This is a genomic window from Desulfobacula toluolica Tol2, assembly GCF_000307105.1.
Lineage (GTDB): Bacteria > Desulfobacterota > Desulfobacteria > Desulfobacterales > Desulfobacteraceae > Desulfobacula > Desulfobacula toluolica.
In genome coordinates, this window is record NC_018645.1 from 135,016 (window position 1) to 158,000 (window position 22,985).

Sequence of the window (22,985 nt, forward strand, 5' to 3'; positions counted from 1 at the left end):
GCTTTCCTTTTTAAAGTTTTACAGCCGATTTTTAAAATTTGAATAGCCAAATGTTTTAACGATCTCCATTTGCCGGTCTTGTGACCGGAACAGGGCAATGGCAGGAAGCCGGATGCCGTTAAACGTATTTGTTTTTACCATTGTGTAAATTGCCATATCGGAAAAAACAAGTTTTGAACCAACTTGCAAGGGAGTGTCAAAAGAATATTCACCCGCCACATCCCCGGCAAGACATGAAGCCCCTGCAATGCGGTAGGTGTGTTTTTTTTGTCCGGGGTTTGCAGAACCGATGATATGGGGCCGGTAAGGCATTTCAAGCACATCCGGCATATGGGCGGGCACGGATGCATCCATTATGGCGATATTCATATCCGACTCAACAATATCCAGAACCGTGGCAACAAGATAGCCGGTATTCAGGGCAACTGCCTCACCCGGCTCAAGGTAGACCTTCACGTTCCAGCGATTTTTAACCGACAAAATAATGTCTTCAAGCAGGCGAAGATTATACCCCGGTTTTGTAATATGGTGGCCCCCGCCAAAATTAATATAGTCCATATCAGAAAAATAACGGCCAAATGAAGTTTCAACCGCCTTCACTGTTCTTTCAAGACAATCTGCATCCTGTTCGCACAGGTTATGCCAGTGCAGTCCCTTGATATGGGGCAACAGGTCTTCGCAAAATTGAGATTTTTTAACGCCTAACCTGGAACCTTTGGCACACGGATCATACATTGGTGTTGCTCCTTCGGAATGTTCCGGATTGATCCTGATTCCCAATGTAACGGTTCGGCCAAGGGATGCCGTTGTCTTTTTGACCAGTTCCCTGAACCGCTCAAGCTGGCTGAACGAATTAAACACAAGATGATCTGTTGTGTGGCAAAGCTCAATAATATCATCTCTGGAATAGCCGGCAGCAAAGGTATGCACCTCCCTGCCAAACTCTTCTTGGCCCAGCCTGGCTTCATGGGGAGAGCTTGCACAAACGCCGTCCAGCACGGTTCTCAACAGGGCAAACACCCGGGGCATGGCAAAGCATTTAAGGGCAAGCAGAATCTTGCAACCTGTTTGCTGTTTCAGGTCTGATAAAATGGCAAGGTTGTGTTTCAACAACTCTTCATCCACGACAAAACAGGGGCTGGGAACCGTATCAGGATCAAAACGGTAATGCGTATATCCGTTCACGACAGTTCCACAACCTTCCAGGGCAATCCGTGCAGATTGAGCGCATCCATGAACGGATCAGGGTCAAATTGTTCCATGTTCCAGACGCCCGGCAGGTGCCATTTTTTTTGAAGCATCAGCATGGCCCCGATCATGGCCGGCACCCCTGTTGTGTAGGATATGGCCTGTGAGCCGACCTCTTTGAACGCTTCTTCATGGCTGCAGATATTGTATATATAAAGGGTTTTGTCTTTATTGTCCTTGATTCCCTTCATCACACAGCCGATACAGGTTCTGCCTTTTGTCAGCGGTCCAAGGGACGAAGGCTCGGGTAGAACCGCTTTTAAAAACTGCAATGGAATTATTTTTTCCCCTTGAAAATCAATGGGATCAATGCGGGTCATGCCGATATTTTCCAGAACCTTGAGATGATTGAGATACTGGTCGGAAAAGGTCATCCAGAATCGTGCCCGTTTTAAACCCTTTAAATGAAGGACAAGGGACTCGAGTTCTTCGTGGTACATCAGGTAACACTTGCGCGGACCAATTCCTTCAGGGAAATCATAATTCATGGACCAGGACAGGGGGTCGGTCTCCACCCATTCTCCTTGTTCCCAGTATCGTCCCGGCTGGGTTATCTCCCGTATATTGATTTCCGGGTTGAAATTGGTGGCAAATGCCTGGCCGTGATCTCCGGCATTGCAGTCAATGATATCCAGCTGATGGATCTCATCAAAATGATGTTTTTGTGCCCAGGCGCAAAAAACATTGGTCACGCCCGGATCAAATCCTGAGCCAAGCAAAGCCATGAGGTTTTTTTCCCGGAATCGTTTTTCATATTCCCATTGCCATTTGTATTCAAATTTTGCCAGGTCAGGCGGTTCATAATTGGCCGTGTCCAGATAATCCACACCTGTGGCAAGACAGGCTTCCATCAATGCCAGATCCTGGTAAGGCAATGCCACATTGAGTACTAAGTCAGGATTGACGGACTTTATAAGTTCTACGGTTTCCTGAACATTATCTGCATCCAGCTTTGCCGTGGTGATTTTTTTATTGAACCGCTTTTCTATCTCACCGGCAATGGCATCGCATTTTGACACTGTCCTGCTTGCCAGAACAATTTGGGAAAATACATCAGACACCTGGGCGCATTTATGGGCAACAACACTGCCAACCCCTCCCGCGCCAACAATCAAAACTTTGGACATATCACACCTCCTGATAGCTGTTTAAAACCGGATAAATTCAAATGCATATTTTTGCTTGTTTTTTTTTATCTTACACCTTTTGGATTATCGTTCAAAATAGGTATATCCCCTCAAACCGGCCTCATACACCTGCATGATTTCACGCCTTTCCTGGGGAGATATTTTTCCCCGGCGAACTGCAGCTTCCGCAATTTTCCGGAACCGGACCAGCAAACGCTTGGGATCATATGCCACATAAGACAAAATGTTGGCCACTGTATCCCCCTCCTGCTCTCCTACAAATTCATATTCTCCGTTTTCAAGGATTTTAATGGTCACCACATTTGTATCGCCAAGCAGGTTGTGAAGATCTCCAAGGGTTTCCTGGTAGGCACCCACAAGAAAGGTTCCCAGAAAATATTCTTCGGAATCCTTTAATTCATGCAAAGGCAGATACCGTTTAAATCCATGGGAGTCAATGAACCGGTCCATCTTGCCGTCACAGTCACAGGTGATGTCTGCAATAATGGCTTTTCTTAAAGGCTCTTCATTCAGCCGATGAATTGGCATTACGGGAAACAGCTGTTCAATGGCCCAGGAATCCGGCAGGGATTGAAACACGCTGAAATTGCAATAATAAATATCTGCCAGGGCACGTTCGATATCTTCCAGTTCAGGGCCGATGTGCTTCATCTCTTTGGCTTTTTTTGCTATTTCATTCATGGTTGCCCAGAAAATTTGTTCTGCTAAAGACCGGTCCCGAAGGGTTATCTTTCCATGATTGAACAGTTTGCGGACCTCATCCCGGTAAAAAAGGACATCATTAAAACATTCCTGTATGTTTCTGATACTCAATGTTTCCAGAGCATTAAACATATACTGGATCTGGGGGTGACACTCTTCGGGCAGGGTGTCCGGCAGGGGTTCGGGCTGAAACCTTGTAACATCAAGAACATTGAACAACAGCATGGAGTAATAGGCAACCAGGGAACGGCCCGATTCGGTAATGATTGTCGGATGAGGAATCTTTTCTTCATCCAGCGAAGTCATTACACTTTCAATAATATCTGTGCAGTATTCACTCTGGGTGTAATTTTTGCTGCTGAGAAAATTTGACTGTGATCCGTCATAATCAACAGCCAGGCCTCCGCCAAGGTCAAGGTATTTTATGTTGGCACCTTCTTTGAACAGGCCTGCATACACACGGCATGACTCATTGACAGCGGTTCTGATTTCACGGATATTGGATATCTGAGATCCCAGGTGATAATGAACCATTTGCAGGCAATCCAGCATGTTTTCCCTGTCCAGCAGATCAACTGCTTGAACGATTTGTGTGGTATTAAGACCGAATATGCTCCGGTCTCCGCCCGAATCCGCCCAGTGTCCGCCAGCCTGTGTTGACAATTTTATTCGGATGCCTAAAACCGGTTTTGCGTTCAATGCTTTTGACCGTTCAATGATCAGCGGAAGCTCGCTTGGCATTTCCACAACCAGGATGCAGAAGTGTCCGATTTTTGAAGCATAGAGTCCAAGGTCAATAAATTCCTGGTCTTTGTATCCATTGCATATCAAAGGGGCTTTTTTGTCCGTTTGCATCCCCATGGCAGCAATAAGTTCAGCTTTGCTGCCTGCTTCAAGTCCATGATGGTATCTGGCACCGAACTGGGTTATTTTTTCAACCACCTGCTCTTGCTGATTCACTTTTATTGGGTAGGCACCGATAAATGAACCGCCATAATTTAATTCATTGATGGCAGACAAAAAGCTTTCATTTAACTCGATAATCCGGGAATTGAGAATGTTTTCAACCCTCAGCAGCACCGGCATGTCCATGCCCCGTGCTTTCATGCCTTCCACCACTTCGGGTATGCTGACCGCATTGCGTATTTCACCCGGAGACGGCATCACCATCAGATCACCATTGTCCGAAAGTGAGAAATAACCGCCTCCCCAGTCATCTATGCCATAAAGATCACTGGATTTATTCGTATTCCATCGCTCAAATGTGTAGTTCATATGAATTTCTCTTTCAGCAGTATTAATTTGTCCTGTTCATTTCTGCAAATGAAAGGCCGATTACTATAAAAATTTCTGAATAAATGCAACCTGTTTTCCAATTTTTTCTTAACCGAATACTGCAATGTTTTTTCTATTGGACAACCAGACCTGAAATGTCTGGTTTTGTGATGCAGGAGATCGCAAGAATCGTTTTTTGTCAAAATCACTATAACCTGATTTATCCTCGTTTGATTCAAGTCGGCAATCATAACTATTCAACATCCTTATTCCAGGTTAGCTAACAGCAACAAAAATGCCAATATCTGCTGCTGCTGGAAGTTTTGTGGGGGAGTGTTTTTTTGATAATCAGCCTGCCCCTTTTGTTTTATTCATTTGCTTGTTCCTTCTGGCATATTAATTGTAAACATAAGAAGCATGGATAAACATCAAACATCAATAAACGGTATCATCATACCTGTTGACTGGAACACGGAAGGCAAGGTTCTCAAAATTGCAATTGTAACATTTGATGAGGATACAGTCATGGTTGCAGACAACGCCTGTTGTCGAAACTTGATGAATCATATCAGGAAAACCGTTACTGTCAGCGGTGAAATAAGCATCATCAATGCCGTAAAAAAGATGCGGGTGGAACATTTCGAGATTCATCAAAATATTTAAAATATCACACTATTAAAGGTTTGAGATCAAATTGCCTGATACTGCATTCTTGCCTGTCAATTTTTGTTTTTATTGACAACGATTATTGTTGTTGATAATGAAACTGTCAAATTCTTACACTGTTTCCGATACCGGTCAACAGGTTTTGTTAAAAGTTTATTTTTTTTTGGAATCAGCATGAAAGATATTCTGGTCTTAACCAGCCGGTCAGATGATTTTTCCCTTATTGCAAGCGCCCTGCCAGAAACCAGCAACGTAAAGCATGCAGTTGATCTTGCCGCAGCACAGGCAATGCACAGCAAAGCCCCGTTTGATATGATCATGGCTGATATTGCTCTGTTTGAAAAAGAAGGAGACACAGAAGATTTCAGCTTTTCAACACATCCTTTTGTCAAGGCAAGCCCTTTTGTGCAATTTGTTATACTATGCCCTAAAAACAATCTTCAAAAAGCACTTAAAGCCGTAAAAGAAGGGGCGGCGGGCTATCTTATGTATCCTGTTCAGAAACGGGACATTCAATTGCTGTTGCCGTCGGTTATCAGGACTCTTTCCAGAGACTTTGAATTAGACTACCTTCGGGATCACTTCTGGAAAACAGAATGGCTTGAGATTATTCGTTCCAAGAATTTTAATATGAAAGAAATCTATGGAAATATTCGTTCTGTGGCCCCAACGATTGCAACAGTGCTGTTATTGGGTGATACCGGCACTGGAAAGGGAATGATGGCCCGGCTGATCCACTGGCACAGCCAGCGCTCAGAAAAGCCTTTTATTGAAGTTCATTGCGGGGCCATACCCGATACTTTGATTGAAAGTGAACTTTTCGGGCATGAAAAAGGGGCCTTTACCGGGGCTGATCGAAGAAAGCCTGGAAAATTTGAAATGGCCAAAGGCGGAACCATCTTTCTGGATGAAATCGGAACCATTACACCTTCTGCTCAAATCAAACTGCTCCAGGTTCTTCAAAACGGCATATTCAGCCGGATCGGAGGTGAGTCTATGCTGAAATCAGATGTCCGCATTATAGCGGCTACAAATTCAGACCTTGCCCGGCAGGTAAAAACAGGTGAATTCAGAAAAGATCTTTATTACCGTCTTAACATTTTTCCCATTAAAATTCCGCCGCTCAGGGAAAGGCTTGAAGACCTGCCTTATTTGACTGAAATTTTTCTTGAAAACCTGAATGTTAAATATGGTAAAAAAATCGACGGATTTCATCATTTGGTGCTTGAAGGGTTTAAAAGATACGATTGGCCCGGCAATATTCGCGAGCTTGAAAATATTCTGGAGCGGGCCTATATCCTTGAAGATTCATCTGTCATGACGCCTCAAAATTTCCCCCGGGAAACCATGCCCGGCTTTGATTGTGAAAGTGCCGGCAACGATGCCGGAACCTCTCTTGCTCAGGCAAGGCAGCATGCCATTAACTTGTTTGAACACTCCTACCTGACCGCTTTGTTAGAACAGACCGGGGGACGCATTGGTCTTGCAGCACAAAAAGCCGGAATCACTGCACGACAGCTTAACAGGCTTTTAAACCGTCATGGGTTGAATAAAAATAAATTTAAACGAAAAAAGGACATTTGATGTCTGGTCATGAGTTTTGTAATCATCATCTCCCGACATCAAATGTCTGGTTTTAGAATTGTATCATACCGGTCTGTACGTCCTTATACATACTATTGACTCAAGCTTTTTATCGAGTGGAGCTGATTGGTAAATCATAATCTTGTTTTATTTTTCTTTTTTTCTTGCCCAGTTTCTTTTTTCTTTTATAAAATTCTTTTTTTTCCTCATTGCTGTAGGCTTCATCTTGATGATCCTTGAATTTTCGAATCTTTTGCTTTTTTTCTTGATTTACATTCATTTCATCTGAATTGTATTTTCCCATAATGCTTCCTCACGGATGTTTTTTTTCTCAAAAAGGATTTAACCTGGTTCACCAATCATCTCTAAACCATTAAATGTTTGCATTTTCCATACCAGAGACAACGCTCAATATTGTCAATTATGAAGCATCAAAATATTGTTTTGAGATTTTTTTCAATGAAATCAAATGATTTTGTTCATAGAATATTTAGAATAAGTTTGCAGGCATGTTTTTTGCTAATAAAATTTAAAAACACGTCACAAAATTGATCTGGAGAAAAATTTTGAACTAAAGGAGGCAATGATGGAAAAAGATCAAATTAAATATTTCAAAACCGTTTTGACTCTGCGGCTTGATGAACTTATAAACCATGCCGGACATACAATGTCGGAACTTGTATCCCAAAGCATTCAGGAAATAGGATACATTGACAGGGCCTGTGTTGATACAGATCAGACTTTGAAATTAAGAATCAGATCAAGGGAAAGCCATTTGATAAAAAAAATCCGGGCTGCATTGGACAGGGTTGAAAACAATTCTTATGGTATTTGTGAATCCTGTGGTGAAGACATTTCAATAAAAAGACTTGAAGCAAGACCTGTTACCACAAAGTGTATTCACTGTAAAGAAGAGGAAGAAAAACAGGAACTGATCATGCAGTAACCGTATTTGTTTTTATTCTCTGGCCTGACATCCGGGATTTGATTTGTGCCAAAGAGGCATCATGGCAAAAGATCTCAAATGATACCACCACTTTTAATCTTTGTCTGCCAACAGATTTTTAATCTTGCTTACCACATAGTCATTGGCAAATGGCTTGGTGATGTAATCATCAGCTGAAAGTCCCATGCCTTTGGCGATATCAATGGAACGGGCCATGGCAGATAAAAAAATAATCCGGGTATTGCTGAATTGTTTTTCCTGACGGATTTTCTGGCATACTTCATACCCGTCCATTCCGGGCAGCATAATATCCAGTAAAATAAGATCCGGTTTCCAGCTCAATATCAGGCCCAGCGCTTTTTCCCCGGTATCTGCGGTTTGAACATCATAGTTGTTCCGGGTCATTAAAAATTCTAAAGGCACGACAATATTGGGTTCATCATCAACAATCAATATTTTTTTTTTCATGTTGTCCCCTTTATCTTGCAATCAAGATTAGGTTGAGATGGGCGGTTTAATGAAGTATTTGTTTGTGATATTTATTCTACCAGAGGCAGCGTAAAAAAGAAAGTTGCCCCTTTGTCAGGTTTGCTGTCCACCCATATCCTTCCTTTATGGGCATCAATAATATGTCTGGAAATCGTCAATCCAATGCCGGTTCCGGCAGGCCTTCCCCTTGAACCGGAAATCACCTGGCGAAATTCATGAAAAATAATCTCCTGGTCGTCTTTGCCGATACCAATGCCGTTATCTTGGACAAAAATCTTTAAATACCGGGTTTCATTTTCTCCGTTTTTTTGGGTTTCCTTTTGCATCCCGATTTTGATTCTGCCATTGTTTGTATCGCAGAATTTGACGGCATTGGATATCAGGTTCACCATTACCTGTATCAACCGGTCTTTGTCACCGGATACAAAAAAAGGTTTTTCAGGCAGGTCAAGGGTCAAATCAATATTTTTTTCTTTGATTAACTGGCCGGTTGAAACAACAGAGTCTTCAATGACATATTTAAAATCAACCTGTGCCATCTGCCACTGAATCCGGCCGGATTCAATTTTTTGAAAATCCAGGACATTATTAATCAGCCTGGTCAACCGTTCACTTTCCTTGATGATGATACCGACAAACAGATGATGTTTTTGAGCATCCAGGTCAGGGGTGTGATGTACAATTTCAGCCAATGACCGTATAGAGGTTAAAGGGGTTCTAAGTTCATGGGTGACTGTGGAGATAAATTCGTTTTTCAGCCGGTCCAGCTCTTTTAGCCGCTCATTGGCTGCCTCAAGATTTTTGGTGGCCTTTTCAAGTTTTCGGCTGTAAATAATCATCTGCTGAGTCTCGTCCAGAATATGCATGATTTCATTCATGCCCAGGGGTTCCTCTTCCACAACTGATTTTACCATGACAAGGGCTGATGCCGATCCTATGGCTCCTGCCAGCAGTTTTTCAGCATGACTGACAAGGCCTGCATCGGCAATCAGTTCCCGGTCCAGGTTGATATTGTTTTTTCTGGCATAGAGTGTCAGGGCATCCCGGGTTCTTTGTTTTCCTAAAAATCGTTCCAGCAGGGTTCTCAAATCCATAACCGATGCCGTGGCCCGCCAGAAGGAAGATTTTTCCGATTCCACGGAATACTTGAACACATCCACAAACAAGGTGGCCTGTTTTCGCTCCATTGCCGTTTGCCTGGAAAACAAAGATACGCCGGTAAACAATAACAGGTTTGCTGACATACTCCAGAATACGGCATGGGTATATTGGTTGAATCCCAATTGATCGGCATCCAGGCCGAACAGATGCCTGGGGGTTAAAAGTTTAAGTCCCAATGGCCCGTGGACCAGGAAATCCTGGGACAAAAATCCGGCCTGGGCAAGTGAGGGCAGCACCAGGGTGTACATCCAGACAAAAAATCCGGCCAGCAATCCAAAGAGCGCTCCCCTACGGGTTGCGCCTTTCCAGAAAATTCCGCCGATAACGGCCGGACTGAACTGGGCCACGGCTGCAAAGGAGATCATTCCAATGGAGACAAGAGAATAATATTGAACCACATAATGAAAATAAAGATATCCCAAAATCACGATGAGCAGTATGCTGATTCGTCTGATAATCAAGAGCAGACGGCTGAGATCGGCTTTCTGGTCCAGCCTTAAAAAGGACAGGCGCAGCAGTACCGGCATGACCAGGTCATTGCAGACCATTGTGGACAGGGCAATGGTTTCCACGATGACCATTCCCGTGGCCGCGGACATCCCGCCGATAAAAGCAAACAAGGCCAGGGCCTGCTGCTTTTGAGCCATCAGCAGGGTCAGGGCAAAATAGTCGGCATCCACGCTGCCGCCGGCAAATTTTAAAATTCCTCCAAAGGGTTGGGAAAATGACTGTTTGCAGGCCGGGTCAAGCCCGCATTGTTCAAAAAAATAGATCATCCCGCCAAAGGCAATGGGGATAACAAAAATATTAATGGCCAGAAGATACAAAGGGAAAAGCCAGACCGCTTTTTTCAAATGGTTTTCATCCACATTCTCCACCACAATTACCTGGAACTGACGGGGCAGCAAAAAGACGGCCATCATGGCCAGAAAAAGAGCATTATACCATCCTGTAAAGGTGTCTGAATTGATCTGCATGACAAAGAGCTGACGTATACCGGGAACAAGGCTTGCCTGTTCAAACAGGTCTTTGAATCCGGAATACAGTCCATAGGTGATAAAAAGTCCCACGCAGATGACGGCCAGCAGCTTTATAATGGATTCAAAGGCAATGGCTGCCACCAGTCCTTCATGGCGCTCTGTGGCATCCAGGTGGCGGGTTCCGAAAATTACGGCAAACAAGGCCAGCAAAATGGCCACAAAAAAAGCCGTGTCTCTTGTGGCGAAAAGGTTGACCTCGCTTTGCGCCATGTAAACATCCGGGTATTGGCTGATCAATTGAAACGAGGTTGAGATGGCTTTAATCTGAACGGACATGTACGGCACAATGCCGAGAACGGCGATGATCGTTACAGCTCCTGCAATGGTGGCGCTTTTACCGTATCGTGAGGCAATGAAATCGGCAATGGAGGTGATCCGGTTGATCTTGCTGATGCAGATAATTTTTCTCAGGACGGGCCACCCCAGGATCATCATGAAAGTGGGGCCCAGGTAAATATTTAAAAATCCAGTGGCTCCTGATCTGCCCGCCGCCCCCACGCTCCCGTAAAAGGTCCAGGCCGTGCAGTAGACAGCCAGGGACAATGCGTAAATATAGGGATTGCTGATAATGCTTTTGCCTGCTTCAGCCCGTTTGTCCCCCCAGAAGGCAATGGCAAACAAGAGTCCCATATATCCGAAAGAGACAAAAACAATGATTTTTTGTTCTAACATAATGGCCCTGTGTTTTCATTAATCAGGCTTCATGTCGTTAATTTTGGCATCAGCCTGATGGTTTGAATTGTTTGCCGGCGTATCCGGTTTTGTCAGGTGAAAGGTCTCGGGGATTTTTCCAAAAAAAATGATAAAAAAAATCAATGCTGACCAGGCCGTGAAAATATACAAAAAAAACAAAGGGATTCCAAACAGGCGAATCGGCAGGTTGAAGATAGTCAAAACAGGATAGCAAAACAGAAAACACGCGAATAAGAAAAGCCCTATATACCGTTCTTTTATGGATCTGCTGTCCAGCATGGCGTCATCCTTATATGCGATAAGCCCGGTTTTGTATCAATAATTTTTTTTATGCTTTCTCATTGAATACAATGAACGACAAAAATAAATCAAGGGATTTATATGAAAGAATTTTTAACTTGCTGAAATCAAACCTCTTTCATTCTTTGCTGTGGCAGGCTGATCGGCCATGGCCGTTATTCAGTGTTGTTTTCTTTTTGCAGGGTATGGATATCAGCAGATGCGTGGGAAGGCAATAAAAACAACTGTAATCTGATTGCCATTTCATAATTTGAATGCGCCATGGAGCATCGGGTACAGCAGTGCCATTACCTTGTCCACTAAAGCTTAAGTCTGGGGTGTCTAAAAAACCGCGTATTAGCCCATTTTTTTTGCTCGGTTTTTGGGCCTCTTATTCGGGTTAATATCGTGGTACATTGTTAGGATCATGGAAAGCCGCTTTAAAATCATCTTCACCGAGCAGATCCCTGCATTCTTCGCATTCTTGCCATTTTCCGGAATGCCCGTCATTGTAATGGAAATAGCAAACGCTGTATTGCTCATGGTGATATTGACAATACCCTCCACCTTCGATGGAAACATAAGAAGTGTCGCAGCAAATCCATTGATCACAACATTTAGTTTTCACAAGAGGAACCGAATCATTACCGCAAAATCTGCAATATTCACCTGGGATCGTTTTAGCTTTCAATCTATCATGTGTCATTAGAGATCCTTCTCTATTTTCATTAACCCAATATCTAACCACACAATAGCAAACCCCACTGAATGACTCAAGATTGTTGTAAAATTCCTTTTGCGCCTTATGTTTTCTGTTTTTTCAACTGAAATCGGTTTTTTTATGAGTAAAATTTCAAAATTAAAAAAAGTAGATCGGCCTGGAAAGGGAAAGCAGTTGATCGAAATCAAACGATTAAGTATCAAAAAGCTGAACTGAAACGCATTAGAAACGATCGAGACAAATACAAGTTTCAATTTCGAAAGACCAGGCAGCAGCTGGTTGAAGAGCGCAAAAAAGCCACCTTGCCTGCCAAGGAAAAGAAAGAATTGCTGATTTATATTTCATTGAGCCTATTCCTGATCGGTCGTATTGGATTCAGAGCCATATCCAGGGTGCTTGGCGTATTAGCCCCATATTTTGGAATTGACGGCAAAGTTCCTTGCCCTCAAACGATCATCAACTGGCTCACTCGCTATTCATTGTCAAAAATTTGGACTTACAGTGGTCTGCCTTCAGTTTCTTTTGAGAAAAACAAATTTGTAAACGGTGCCATCTGGATCATAGATACTTCTATCGCCTTGGGTGTCGGTAAAATTCTTGCTGTTCTCGAACTTAACATCAATCATCATGCCACCAATGAGAGCGCGCCTGCCCTTAAAAACATAAATTGTGTTGCCATTTCTGTGGCTTCCTCATGGACTGGAAAATCCATTGCGGATTTTTTACAACAGGTGATCCATATTACGGGAAAGCCTGCGGCATATTTAAAAGACGGTGGATTGGATTTGAAAAAAGGCGTCAGACTTCTGAAGGAAAGAGGGCTGTATAGTCATTCCATCGATGATGTCTCTCATGTCGTTGCCAATCTGCTGAAAAAAGAATACACTAGGCATCCTTCTTATGATGGCTTTATCTCTGCATGCGGTCAAGCCTCAAAAAAAATGAAACAGACGGATCTTGGCTGTCTGGTTCCTCCAAAAGTATCGACAAAAGCCCGATTCATGAATATTCATCGACTGGTGAAATGGGCTGAAATGATTCTTCAACACTCCCCACGAGGGCGAACATCAGAGGGATCTGTCATTGCAAAGCTTAGAAATTCCATCGGTAAGCTTTCTGAACACAGGCCGTTTATCAAGCGATTCCTCCGTGATGCCCGTCCGCTTTTAGAAAGCCAGAAAATCCTTAAACATCGAGGGCTGAATTTCGAGACATACAAAGAGTGCAAAGCGATGTTACAATCTATTCCCCAGAGATCTCAGGTATCTATCGGCTTTATGACCTGGATGGAAAATCAACTGATCGTCGCATCATCATTGGGATTGAACAATATCGGGATGCCCATTTGTTCCGATAATATTGAATCCCTGTTTGGCCTTGGTAAAACCCATGGCGTCGGCGAAGTAAAAGACGCCAACAGAATCGCACTGCGCTTGCCAGCTTTTTGTGGAACCTTACCTGAAGACGCAGCAAAGATGGTCATGAGAGTGACTGTAAAGGCAATGCCGTTTCCTTAAGCAAAAAAAGATAAATTTTATTTTAAATAAAAGAGGGTTATGCTATATTTGATCTATGATTTTGCTTGATGAAATAATCAAAAAAAGGAAAATAAAATGTTGAAATTTGACAGCGTTGGCACAAATATTGATTTTCAATTTCTGTGCCAAAACTAATAGAATCTCTGAAATATCTTATTAAGTCTGATGATTTTCGTGAAAACCACAAACTAACCCCCAAAGCCTTTACAAGAGATCGGCTTTTGCCGTTTCACAGGCTGATTTATTTTTTATTAAACATGAATAACAGCTCATATCAGGATGAGCTTGATCATTTCTACCAAACAATTTTTCAATACGATATTGCACAGCGGGTTATCTGTAAAGGAAGTTTAACCAAAGCCCGTAAAAAATTGGACTATAAAGCATTTGAAGCGATTAACGACCACATGGTCAACGATTTTTATAAAAATTTTCAACATCAAACCTGGTGCGGCTTTAACCTGCTGGCAATAGACGGAACGACCATTCGGGTCCCCGATGAAAAGCCGATTGTTGATCATTTCGGTGCCTGGAAAACAAATAAGGATACCGCATTATGCCCAAAGGCACGAGCCTCTCAAATGTTTGATGTGTTAAACAAAGTAACGGTTGATGCCATATTGAGCCCAAAAGAAGACGGAGAAAGGGAACTGGCGGCATTTCATTTTTTAAAGCTTCAACCCGATGATCTGATGCTTCTGGACAGAGGATACCCTGCCTACTGGGTTTTTCAAGCCATCCTTTCTTTAGGGGCTCAATTTTGTGCCAGGATTTCTTATAAAAGATGGAAGGTCGTTCATAAATTTTATAAATCCGGGAAGGCTGAAAAAATAGTCCGGATTCACCCGACAGCACAATCAAGACAAAAATGTAAAGAAATGGGGTTTGATACGACACCAGTTGCTGCAAGATTGATTCGCGTGGAGCTGGATTCCGGTGAAACCGAAGTTCTTATCACTTCCTTGACGGATATGGAGGCCTTCCCCAAAGAGTTGTTTTCGGACCTGTATCATCTCAGGTGGCCGGTTGAAGAAGATTATAAAATCTTGAAATACAGGATTCAGATCGAAAATTTTTCCGGAAAGAGTGTTCATTCCGTGTACCAGGATTTTCATGCAAAAGTAGTGTCAAAAAATTTAACGGCTGTAATTGCTACCACAACACGAGAAGAAATCATTAAGAAATCTGAAAATTTAAAATACCATCACCAGATTAACTTTGCACAAGCACTGTCAAAAATGAAGAATACGATTGTTTTATTGTTCAGTTGCACATGGAATCTTGTCATTTCATATATTGAACAAATCAGAACGATATTTATCCAAACGACAGAGAGCATCAGGCCCAATAGAAAGTATCCGAGGAAGCATCGGGTTAAGCAAAAAAGGTTCCATTTTGAATACAAAACAGTTTGTTAAGGAAACGGCATTGACTGTAAAGGAACAACAGGAAATTGAAAAAAAACTGTTGTCTTTAACCCGGCAACGCCGGGAAATTTTACCGAACCCCGGAAGTATGATAGCGGTTTTTTCTTCTGAAGAGAGATGCTATTTATCTCTTTTGCCGGTACCTAAAAACGGTGAAAAAACAGAAAATATAATTGATATTACAGCGAGTTGTGGAAAATTTATTGGTCACATGAAATCTATCCCAGACAATACAAATAATTCAGGCGTCACGTCTCAAATCAGATCTGTAATCGCTTGAGAATGGCTTGCCTGGTCATTATTGATCGAAAACGTATGTGCGATCAGCGTGTTGAAATGCATGAGTTACAGGTGGATAGATTACCTGCAACTCAAGCAGGTTCAATGGAGGGCCAAATTATGAGCAAACTAAACAGGAAGATTTAGACGTCCCAGCTTAAGTCTGAAGGTTGAATTTAGAAGCAAAAACAAGCCTGACCTAAATTTTATTTGTATATCGAATTTAATTTAGTTATGATTGAATTATCCGCTACAACGGATCTGCATAGCATCTCAACCACTTTTTCAATTTCCTTCAGCATATCAATGGGTTCTTCTTTTTTAAGTATAGTCCATTTTATGGCAAGATGGGTGAAGGCACCGATAAACATGTTCCTGAACAATCGGGGATCGACGGAATATCTGAAAATACCTTGTTTCTGACCCTCCTTTAATATACTTTCTAAAATCGACACATAATCAATATAATCCCTATAGAGAATAGAGTTGTAAAATTTTTTGTTTAGTTTGATTTCCAGCAGGAACACCTTTGTAAAATCTCTGTCCTCCATAAAGATCGTGAACAGCAGTCGAATGAACCGTCGCAATTTTTTGATGGGGTGTTGAATATCAAACATTTCCTCTCCGCTTTTTTTCAAACGTCGGAGCCGTTTTTTGGGGATGGAAAACAGCAGGTCTTCTTTGTTCTTAAAATAGTTGTAAATAGTTCCCTCGCTCACATTGGCAATATTTGCAATTTCATTCATTGTCGCTGCATTGTATCCTTTTTGGGCAAATACCTGCACTGCTGCCTTGAGTATTCTTTTCTTTTTATTATTGTCATCATTGTTCATTGATGTGACTGACTCGCTGGAAATAATAGCAAACACTAAATCCATTATACCTTTGAAATCCGGCATTGTGGTTTTAATTTCTCCGGAAGCCAGACAACTTAAGGATTCTTCATCCAGCAATCCGAGAATCAAATTCAAGATGAGGTTCACGTTGATATCCGGACGGAATACATTTTCATCAACCCCCTGCTGAATGGTCTGGCCCATGAATCTGGTATATTCCCTGAGGGTATTGTATCCTTCATGTGTATAAAAATTTTTATTGGAGCGGCATTCAATCAGAAGGTTTTTTAAAGTCCGTGAATCATCAGGATTCAGGTCAGTGACGTAAAGATGATGCCATATCATCTTGCTCAATCTTGAAACAGGGTCTAATACTCCCTCCAGGTGAAACCTTAGATCTTTCTCAACATCCGTTAATTTGTCTGCCAGCGCATAAAACAATAAATCTTCTTTGTTTTTGAAATAATGATAAATAATGGAATCCGTTACCCCGGCCCTGCCTGCGATTTCAGATATGCTGGAATCTTCAAGGTTTTTTTGAGAAATGATCTTCTGGACTGCCTTTAAAATTTGTTTTCGAGGGCTGGCAGTCATCCCCTTTTTTTTTATTTTCATGTTCACCTTAATATATTTTACGCTGTATCTAAATTTTAAGCTTTGTCTAAAAAACGGATTTTCTATAAAAAATTTATATGAAAGTTTTCGAAAATCCAAAAAGCGACTTTATCTCTTTAGTGCCCCATGGAGCATTCTATCCAGCAGATCCATCAGCCGGTCCTGTTCTTCGGGGCTTAATGCACTCAAAAGCTCCTCACTGGCTTTGTTAAGCGAGTCAAATAATTTTTGTTTTATATTCCTTGACATGTTCGTCAGTTCAACCAGTTTTTGTCGGCGGTTTTCAGGGTTAATGGATCGATTCAGGAAACCTTTTTTTTCCAGAGAATCTATCCCCCTGGCCGCCACACTTTTGTCAATAAACACATGGGACCCAATATCATCCTGAATCATTGGTGTTTCATTATCCAGCAGGGTTGCTATAAAAGGAAGATGCCCCGGTTGTATATCCAGGGGTTTTATCTTTTCTTTTACTGCAGCCATATGGAGACGATGAAGCTTTCCCAGCATGTAACCCAGTAATTTTTTTTCTGCCATCTTATGTCCTTGTTTTTTTGATTGGGTTATTTCTCCTTGACTTTTGCGTTCATTTTTTAACGCCCTTTAACAGAAACCAGAAAACAAAAAAAGTTGCCAGTCCGGATAAGACAGCCATGAATCCGATCATTGTTATTTTCCACTCTCCGCCCAGAGAAATAATCCACATGGCAGCTGCACCGAAAATAAAATTGGAAAACATCATTAATGAAGAGGCAGATCCGATATCCCGGTTTACTGTTTCCAGGATCAGATTAATGCACACAGGGCGGGTAAAACCGAAACAAAAAGAAATAAAGCACATGGGAAAGGTAAAAAACAACACCTGTGAATGGGGTATCGTCATGATCAGAAGGCCGCCGGTCAGTATGCCGCCGAACCCAAGCCGGATAAGCGTTATATCGCTGAATTTTGCAGACAGGTTCATGCAGATAAACGAACCTGTCATTATGGAAAATGCATTCATGCCGAAAAACAATCCAAATACCTGTTCAGACAGGCTGAACCCGGTGATGTAAATATCGGCCGAGGCACCAATAAAGGCAAACAGGGGACTCATGGACGCACTAAATAAAAAAGAAAGGCTTAAAAATCGTAAATTTCCGAACAGGGCAAGATAAGGCACGGCCATTTTCATTAAAGGGATATGCCTTGGGGCCGGGTTGGTTTCAGGTATTCTGAGAACACCTGCAAAGGCGATGACTGCAATTGCTGCCTGGAGAATAAAAATAATATGCCAGCTGCCGAACAGCAGTGCCCAGGATCCCAGTGTCGGCCCGAGCATGGGTGCCAGCCCAACGATAATACTGATCAGGGCCAGAATTTTATATCGTTCCGGGCCTGTATAGTGATCTTTGGTAATTGAAAGTCCTAAAACCGAAGGGGCGGCAGCTCCGATTCCTTGAAGTATTCTGGCATAGGTAAGGGTTTGGGCCGATCCTGCAATCGAACATAAAAGACTTGCCAGTATGAACAAAGACAGTCCTGCCAGAAGGGGTGCTTTCCTGCCAAACCGATCGGAAAGCGGCCCATACACCAGCAGGGCAGGGCTATAACCCAAAAAAAATCCGATCAGGGTCAAACTTATGATTTTTAGTTCCACTCCCCACAATTTTCCAAGATAAGGCATGGCCGGCAGATACATATCCGTAGACAGTGGGGGGAAGGCAGACAGCACTGCCAGCAGCGGAATTAAAAACGGAATGTGCAAAGCTGCTGACAAATTGGTTCGAGATTCCATGATGATTTCCCCCTTTTTTTTGTTTGGCAAAATAGTTGCATAAACAACAATTGTCTTTGCAACTTAATATGCGGATCATATAAAATCAATATTTTTTTAAGAAAATTGAAAGGCTTTTTAGGAAAGACCGTCAGGTTTTTGAAACAGAGGGATAATAGCATAAACGGCCATGGCAGCTTGGTCTGCCATGGCCGTTTTTATGAAAGTCTTAAAAAATCCAAACAGCGACTTTTATTTTTTGTTGTGGGCAAACCAGGATGAAAGACCAGGTCTGCCCGTGGCAGTTATATGAAAAAACAGATGAAAAATAAAAAATTAATACATGGTTTGGCATAATGAAAGATATTTAATTTCAGAAGGTTAAAATTTCTTTCATGTAAAACCTCTGACTACAAGATCAGGCGCTGGGGATCGCATTTTTCCCTTAAAAGTTTCAACTCTTCCGGGGTAGGGGGTAAAACTTCTTCGGCCTGGGATGTATCTATTTCAAACTCCATGTTTTCCAGAATTTTTTCCGGTGTGATACCGGGATAATAGCCTTTCAGATACATTTTTTTTGTTTGATCATCAAAGCCCATCACACCCATGTCGGTGATCACTTTGTCCGGGCCTCCTTCGGGAAGGCCTGCTTTTTTCCGGCCATCCGGCCCGTCCAGATAGCCGGGAGTCGTCAGGTAGTCTATCTTGATTTTAAATTTTCGTTTTTCCTGGGTCATGAAGATAATGCTCCTTGGCACAAAAGAACCCACGTCACAGGCACCTCCACTGCCGGAAAACCGCACATCCGGCCCTTCATACTCACCGATTACAGTGGAATTCAAATTTCCGTAAATGTCAATCTGGGCAGCACCCAGAATTCCCACGACATGCTGTCCGGTAATTTTGTTCTGCATTGTGGCAAAGGCTTCTAACAGTCCTGCATTGCATGAGGATTGGTACATGATTCTCGGGTCTGCCACGGCAAGGGGAAGATCTTCCAGCTTAGAATCAATGGCTCCTGTTTCAAAAAAAATAACACTCTTGGGTGCGTTGATATTTTTAGCCGCCATGGCCGCCAGCATTGAAATGCCGGTGCCGCAAAAAACAATGTCATCATTTCTGATTTCCCGGGCTGCAATAATGGTCATCATCTCTTTTAACGTATATTCCATGGATATTTCTCCGTTCTTTTATCTTCGATCCAGTTTTTTTGCATAGCCCCTGTTTTTATCGGCCAGAATATTTTCAAGTCGTTCTCTGCCAACGCTGTCCAGCAGGTCCATGTGTGTGCCATTCTTGAATATCGTCTCTTCTATATATCCCTTATAAAGATCATCATTCTTGGCAACCCTGGTATAGTTCTTCAGATACACAGGGTCATAGTCGTAATGACCAAAACAGGCTGTGGGATAGGCACCAAAGGGGATGTGTATGACGGCATCAGCATGGATAAACGGAATCTGGTTTCTGTCGGGATTGTTTTTCAAATAGTCGTCATCCAGCAGATCCTCACAGGTGATTATCAGCACTTTTGCCGCTTTTGCCTGTTCAATGTCGGCAAAGGTTAACCCGTCGATTTTGCAATTTCCCCTGTAGTCTGCCTGCTGCACATGAATAATGGTAACATCCGGGTTGATGGCGGGAACCAATACCATACGTTCCGTGTCGCACCAGTTGTCAAAGGGGTTTTCAAGCTCAACCAGTTTCTGGTTCGGTATTTTTTGATTGTCCTGCCGGAATTCTTTGGAAAATCCCCATTTGTTGATGATATCCGTTCCAAGGGAAGACCGGGTTGGAAGAAATGGGATTCCCATTGATCCGGCAAGAAATCGAAGGGTCATCTGATAATTGGAGTAATCTTCGATTTTTATCGTTTTTTCCTGAGCGGCTTTTTTGAACCGGATACAGGTTGACATGAATTTGCCGGTTCCGCCATAAGCTATTTCAAGGCAGGATACGCAACCTGCCCCCACAAGTTCATCCATCCCCTGCCCGTTGGAATGGGCGTAAAGGTGAATATCCCTGATATTCTGCCGGATGATTTCATAAACGGCTGCCATGGGATTCCTGTTGATGGTAAACCCGCCAATGGACAGATGGCATCCGGGTGTTACATGTTTTGTGACTGCATCTTTTAAATTTGTAATTTTATTGCTGTTTACTTCCATTCACACACCTCGCAGTTGAAGTATTGTTCCTTTTATATTTTCATCATACCAGTGACTTGCTTTTTATTTATATGAAAGTTTTGAAAAATTCACACAGAGACTTTCAATCTTTGTTGTGGGCAAACCAAGGTGAAATATCAGGTCTGCCCGTGGCAGTTATTAAAGTGGGTGCAACGCCAGGATCAACCGCCTGTGATAATAGATGAAATTAAAATCTGATCACCATTGTTTATTTGCTTTTCAGGGTCCCATGGAAAAACAATTTCAGAATTCACCGTTATTTGCATACCTTCATGAAGCTTGCCGTTTTTATCCAGGATATGACCCTTTATATCCGGACAGGCAGCATAAAGGGCCATGATCGCTTTTTTCAAGGTGCTTGAATCTGTTTGGATCTGTTTTTGCCCGTTTGTATAGATCCGATGGGTTATCGGGATGAAGATACTTGCCCCCAAAATGTTTCCTTTCTTTTTCTTGCGCCCCCAAACGGGCAAAAATCAATCTCACTGTACAAGATTATAAACCCCGGCTACATACCAACAAGGGAAGGCAGCCACAGGACTACTTCGGGAAACACCATGATAATAATCAAACACAGGGTCTGCAGCCCGATAAAAGGCCATACGGATTTATAAATATCTCCCATTGAAATATTTGGCGGCACAACCCCTTTCATATAAAACAGGACAAATCCAAAAGGCGGTGTCAAATATGCCATCTGCATATTTACGATAAAAAGGATACCAAACCACAGGGGGTTAAACCCGAGAAGGGTGATCAGCGGAACGTAAATGGGAACCGTGATCATAATAATGGGAAGATCATCCATGACCATTCCCAGCAAAAAGAAACTGATCTGCATGGCAATGAGGACAGACCACCGGTTCAGCCCGATAGAGTCAATCAGATCCTTTAACAGCATGGGAAGTCCAAGAGTATTGACCACGGCTGAAAAAGCAAGACATCCTATAATAATCCACAGCACCATGCTGGTCAGAAAGGCTGCCTTTTCAGCAGCATTGGACACAACCCCGATTGTATCCTTAAAGGATTTTGATCTTAAGCTGACAATGACCATGGCAACAACCGCGCCAACAGCAGCAGCTTCTGTGGGGGTTGCAAGTCCTGAAAAAATGGTTCCCATGATGGAAAATATCAGGATAAACGGCATGGCAAGATTTTTCACAGACATCCATTTTTCTTTCCATGTGGCCCGTTCTTCAACGGGAATAGGCGGGGCAAGTTCTGGGTTGATAAGGCTTCTGATCAGGATATAGGTGATGAAAAGGGATGCCAGCAACAGTCCGGGGATAATGCCGGCCAAAAACATTTTTCCGATGGAAAGATTGGATAGGGAGGCATACACGATCATGGTCACACTGGGAGGAATTAAAAAACCCAGGGCACCGCCACCGGAGATACAGCCAATGGCAAGGGAGGGTTTGTAACCTCTTTTCAGCATGGCAGGCAGGGCAATCAGCCCCATGGTAACCGTTGCAGCGCCCACAATTCCCACCATGGCGGCAAAAACTACGCAGATAAATACAGTTCCAATTGCCAGTCCGCCCGGTATGGGCCCCAGCCATTTATAGATCATTTCAAATATTTCATCGGCAATGCCCGACTTCTCCAGTATGCAGCCGATAAAAATGAACAGGGGAATGGCCAGCAGAATAATGCTGGTCATGCTTTCAATAATGGACGGGGGCAGCATCTGCAAAAATCGAGGCCCATTGATCAGATACAGGGAAACAATGCCCACTGTTCCAAGGGTAAAAGCAACCGGTGTCCGCAGTACAAAAAGAATTACAACGGCCAGAAACATGAATAGAACGATTAGAGCGGGATTCATTTTACCCTCCTTTGTTTGGCTTTTAGAATCGTTTTGCCGAAATCCGCCAGTATCTGAAGAATAAACACCAGGGAGCCGATGGGAAGCAAAATTTTTACAGGCCATAAAGGCGGGCCGAAAAGGGTATGGGAATGCTGGTTAGTTGAAAAAGCATGCCAGGCAAATTTATACCCCTGCCAGAATAAAATGATGAACATGAACAGGGCAACAATGGAGACGATGATATCAGCCGTTAATTTTACTTTTCTGGGAAAAAACTGGTAAATGATATCCACGGAAACATGACCTTTTTCAAGGAGTACCCAGCCACCGGTCATGGCAATATAAGCGGCAAAAATATATCCGCACATTTCGTGGACCCATATGGTAGGGCTTTGAAAAAAATACCTGGCAATGACTTCGTATACCATCAGGAACATGAATACAAAAATCAGATAGCAGGCTGCCTTTCCAATATTCTTGTTTATTTTTTCAATAAAATTGATCATTTTTTCAATGATTTGCATTTTAAATCCTAACATTTACACCTTCCGGATATTCTTGGATCAAGATATCCGGAAGG

Annotated in this window: 22 protein-coding genes; 6 read left to right on the forward strand and 16 right to left on the reverse strand. The window is 42.6% G+C overall.

What is annotated here, in order from left to right; translation table 11 throughout:
* Positions 1–18 precede the first annotated feature (18 nt).
* The 3 genes from nspC to speA form a co-directional block, all read right to left on the reverse strand.
* Positions 19–1,185, reverse strand: a complete 1,167-nt coding sequence (nspC, locus tag TOL2_RS00625) for a carboxynorspermidine decarboxylase (protein ID WP_014955636.1) — start codon at positions 1,183–1,185, stop codon at positions 19–21.
* Positions 1,182–2,375: a saccharopine dehydrogenase family protein gene (locus tag TOL2_RS00630; RefSeq protein ID WP_014955637.1), complete on the reverse strand. Its 1,194-nt coding sequence runs from the start codon at positions 2,373–2,375 to the stop codon at positions 1,182–1,184. The genes nspC and TOL2_RS00630 overlap by 4 nt, the downstream gene beginning before the upstream one ends.
* 84 nt (positions 2,376–2,459) lie before the next feature.
* Positions 2,460–4,373: a biosynthetic arginine decarboxylase gene (speA, locus tag TOL2_RS00635; RefSeq protein WP_014955638.1), complete on the reverse strand. Its 1,914-nt coding sequence runs from the start codon at positions 4,371–4,373 to the stop codon at positions 2,460–2,462.
* A 417-nt stretch (positions 4,374–4,790) separates the two neighbouring features.
* Between speA and TOL2_RS00645 the strand changes: the two genes are divergently transcribed.
* On the forward strand, positions 4,791–5,036 hold the full coding sequence (locus tag TOL2_RS00645) for a hypothetical protein (protein ID WP_014955639.1): 246 nt from the start codon (positions 4,791–4,793) through the stop codon (positions 5,034–5,036).
* A 177-nt stretch (positions 5,037–5,213) separates the two neighbouring features.
* The gene (locus TOL2_RS00650; protein ID WP_014955640.1) at positions 5,214–6,623 is read left to right on the forward strand and encodes a sigma-54 interaction domain-containing protein; all 1,410 of its coding nucleotides are present in this window, start codon (positions 5,214–5,216) and stop codon (positions 6,621–6,623) included.
* 109 nt (positions 6,624–6,732) lie between these two features.
* Here TOL2_RS00650 and TOL2_RS00655 read toward each other — a convergent pair whose 3' ends face one another.
* Positions 6,733–6,927: a hypothetical protein gene (locus TOL2_RS00655; protein ID WP_041279170.1), complete on the reverse strand. Its 195-nt coding sequence runs from the start codon at positions 6,925–6,927 to the stop codon at positions 6,733–6,735.
* A 279-nt stretch (positions 6,928–7,206) separates the two neighbouring features.
* Between TOL2_RS00655 and dksA the strand changes: the two genes are divergently transcribed.
* Positions 7,207–7,569, forward strand: coding sequence for an RNA polymerase-binding protein DksA (dksA, locus tag TOL2_RS00660; RefSeq protein ID WP_232508019.1), 363 nt, complete (start codon positions 7,207–7,209; stop codon positions 7,567–7,569).
* Positions 7,570–7,662: 93 nt separating this feature from the next.
* Here dksA and TOL2_RS00665 read toward each other — a convergent pair whose 3' ends face one another.
* From TOL2_RS00665 to TOL2_RS23965, 4 genes are all read right to left on the reverse strand, one after another.
* Entirely contained in the window at positions 7,663–8,037 is a 375-nt protein-coding gene (locus TOL2_RS00665; RefSeq protein ID WP_014955642.1) for a response regulator transcription factor, read from the reverse strand.
* A gap of 71 nt (positions 8,038–8,108) precedes the next feature.
* On the reverse strand, positions 8,109–10,931 hold the full coding sequence (locus TOL2_RS00670; RefSeq protein ID WP_014955643.1) for a sensor histidine kinase: 2,823 nt from the start codon (positions 10,929–10,931) through the stop codon (positions 8,109–8,111).
* 18 nt (positions 10,932–10,949) lie between these two features.
* Entirely contained in the window at positions 10,950–11,231 is a 282-nt protein-coding gene (locus TOL2_RS00675; protein ID WP_014955644.1) for a hypothetical protein, read from the reverse strand.
* 400 nt (positions 11,232–11,631) lie between these two features.
* Positions 11,632–11,937: a hypothetical protein gene (locus TOL2_RS23965; protein WP_014955645.1), complete on the reverse strand. Its 306-nt coding sequence runs from the start codon at positions 11,935–11,937 to the stop codon at positions 11,632–11,634.
* Positions 11,938–12,278: 341 nt separating this feature from the next.
* Here TOL2_RS23965 and TOL2_RS00685 point away from each other — a divergent pair, with 341 nt between their 5' ends.
* The 3 genes from TOL2_RS00685 to TOL2_RS00695 all read left to right on the forward strand — a co-directional run bounded on the left by TOL2_RS00685 (position 12,279) and on the right by TOL2_RS00695 (position 15,197).
* On the forward strand, positions 12,279–13,469 hold the full coding sequence (locus TOL2_RS00685) for a hypothetical protein (RefSeq protein ID WP_193787651.1): 1,191 nt from the start codon (positions 12,279–12,281) through the stop codon (positions 13,467–13,469).
* A 143-nt stretch (positions 13,470–13,612) separates the two neighbouring features.
* Positions 13,613–14,908, forward strand: coding sequence for an IS4 family transposase (locus tag TOL2_RS00690; RefSeq protein WP_014955647.1), 1,296 nt, complete (start codon positions 13,613–13,615; stop codon positions 14,906–14,908).
* Between the two features lie 10 nt (positions 14,909–14,918).
* Entirely contained in the window at positions 14,919–15,197 is a 279-nt protein-coding gene (locus tag TOL2_RS00695) for a hypothetical protein (RefSeq protein WP_232508020.1), read from the forward strand.
* A 205-nt stretch (positions 15,198–15,402) separates the two neighbouring features.
* Here TOL2_RS00695 and TOL2_RS00700 read toward each other — a convergent pair whose 3' ends face one another.
* From TOL2_RS00700 to TOL2_RS00735, 8 genes are all read right to left on the reverse strand, one after another.
* Positions 15,403–16,647, reverse strand: a complete 1,245-nt coding sequence (locus tag TOL2_RS00700) for a TetR/AcrR family transcriptional regulator (RefSeq protein ID WP_014955648.1) — start codon at positions 16,645–16,647, stop codon at positions 15,403–15,405.
* A 108-nt stretch (positions 16,648–16,755) separates the two neighbouring features.
* Positions 16,756–17,184 (reverse strand): MarR family winged helix-turn-helix transcriptional regulator, encoded by a 429-nt coding sequence (locus TOL2_RS00705; RefSeq protein WP_014955649.1) that lies wholly within the window; start codon positions 17,182–17,184, stop codon positions 16,756–16,758.
* A gap of 49 nt (positions 17,185–17,233) precedes the next feature.
* Positions 17,234–18,424, reverse strand: coding sequence for a multidrug effflux MFS transporter (locus TOL2_RS00710; RefSeq protein ID WP_051012227.1), 1,191 nt, complete (start codon positions 18,422–18,424; stop codon positions 17,234–17,236).
* A gap of 389 nt (positions 18,425–18,813) precedes the next feature.
* Positions 18,814–19,575, reverse strand: a complete 762-nt coding sequence (locus TOL2_RS00715) for a CoA-transferase subunit beta (RefSeq protein ID WP_014955651.1) — start codon at positions 19,573–19,575, stop codon at positions 18,814–18,816.
* 18 nt (positions 19,576–19,593) lie between these two features.
* The gene (locus TOL2_RS00720) at positions 19,594–20,571 is read right to left on the reverse strand and encodes a CoA transferase subunit A (RefSeq protein WP_014955652.1); all 978 of its coding nucleotides are present in this window, start codon (positions 20,569–20,571) and stop codon (positions 19,594–19,596) included.
* 182 nt (positions 20,572–20,753) lie between these two features.
* Positions 20,754–21,026, reverse strand: a complete 273-nt coding sequence (locus TOL2_RS00725; protein ID WP_014955653.1) for a MoaD/ThiS family protein — start codon at positions 21,024–21,026, stop codon at positions 20,754–20,756.
* A gap of 74 nt (positions 21,027–21,100) precedes the next feature.
* A complete protein-coding gene (locus tag TOL2_RS00730; protein WP_014955654.1) occupies positions 21,101–22,423 on the reverse strand; it encodes a TRAP transporter large permease in 1,323 nt (440 codons plus the stop codon).
* On the reverse strand, positions 22,420–22,944 hold the full coding sequence (locus tag TOL2_RS00735) for a TRAP transporter small permease subunit (RefSeq protein WP_232508021.1): 525 nt from the start codon (positions 22,942–22,944) through the stop codon (positions 22,420–22,422). The genes TOL2_RS00730 and TOL2_RS00735 overlap by 4 nt, the downstream gene beginning before the upstream one ends.
* Between the last annotated feature and the right edge of the window lie 41 nt (positions 22,945–22,985).

Excerpts from the sequence above, each read along its gene's own strand:
- TOL2_RS00630 (WP_014955637.1), bottom strand. The coding sequence starts at position 2,375 with ATGTCCAAAGTTTTGATTGTTGGCGCGGGAGGGGTTGGCAGTGTTGTT.
- speA (WP_014955638.1), bottom strand. The coding sequence starts at position 4,373 with ATGAACTACACATTTGAGCGATGGAATACGAATAAATCCAGTGATCTT.
- TOL2_RS00645 (WP_014955639.1), top strand. The coding sequence starts at position 4,791 with ATGGATAAACATCAAACATCAATAAACGGTATCATCATACCTGTTGAC.
- TOL2_RS00650 (WP_014955640.1), top strand. The coding sequence starts at position 5,214 with ATGAAAGATATTCTGGTCTTAACCAGCCGGTCAGATGATTTTTCCCTT.
- TOL2_RS00655 (WP_041279170.1), bottom strand. The coding sequence starts at position 6,927 with ATGGGAAAATACAATTCAGATGAAATGAATGTAAATCAAGAAAAAAAG.
- dksA (WP_232508019.1), top strand. The coding sequence starts at position 7,207 with ATGATGGAAAAAGATCAAATTAAATATTTCAAAACCGTTTTGACTCTG.
- TOL2_RS00665 (WP_014955642.1), bottom strand. The coding sequence starts at position 8,037 with ATGAAAAAAAAAATATTGATTGTTGATGATGAACCCAATATTGTCGTG.
- TOL2_RS00670 (WP_014955643.1), bottom strand. The coding sequence starts at position 10,931 with ATGTTAGAACAAAAAATCATTGTTTTTGTCTCTTTCGGATATATGGGA.
- TOL2_RS00675 (WP_014955644.1), bottom strand. The coding sequence starts at position 11,231 with ATGCTGGACAGCAGATCCATAAAAGAACGGTATATAGGGCTTTTCTTA.
- TOL2_RS23965 (WP_014955645.1), bottom strand. The coding sequence starts at position 11,937 with ATGACACATGATAGATTGAAAGCTAAAACGATCCCAGGTGAATATTGC.
- TOL2_RS00700 (WP_014955648.1), bottom strand. The coding sequence starts at position 16,647 with ATGAAAATAAAAAAAAAGGGGATGACTGCCAGCCCTCGAAAACAAATT.
- TOL2_RS00705 (WP_014955649.1), bottom strand. The coding sequence starts at position 17,184 with ATGGCAGAAAAAAAATTACTGGGTTACATGCTGGGAAAGCTTCATCGT.
- TOL2_RS00710 (WP_051012227.1), bottom strand. The coding sequence starts at position 18,424 with ATGGAATCTCGAACCAATTTGTCAGCAGCTTTGCACATTCCGTTTTTA.
- TOL2_RS00715 (WP_014955651.1), bottom strand. The coding sequence starts at position 19,575 with ATGGAATATACGTTAAAAGAGATGATGACCATTATTGCAGCCCGGGAA.
- TOL2_RS00720 (WP_014955652.1), bottom strand. The coding sequence starts at position 20,571 with ATGGAAGTAAACAGCAATAAAATTACAAATTTAAAAGATGCAGTCACA.
- TOL2_RS00730 (WP_014955654.1), bottom strand. The coding sequence starts at position 22,423 with ATGAATCCCGCTCTAATCGTTCTATTCATGTTTCTGGCCGTTGTAATT.
- TOL2_RS00735 (WP_232508021.1), bottom strand. The coding sequence starts at position 22,944 with ATGTTAGGATTTAAAATGCAAATCATTGAAAAAATGATCAATTTTATT.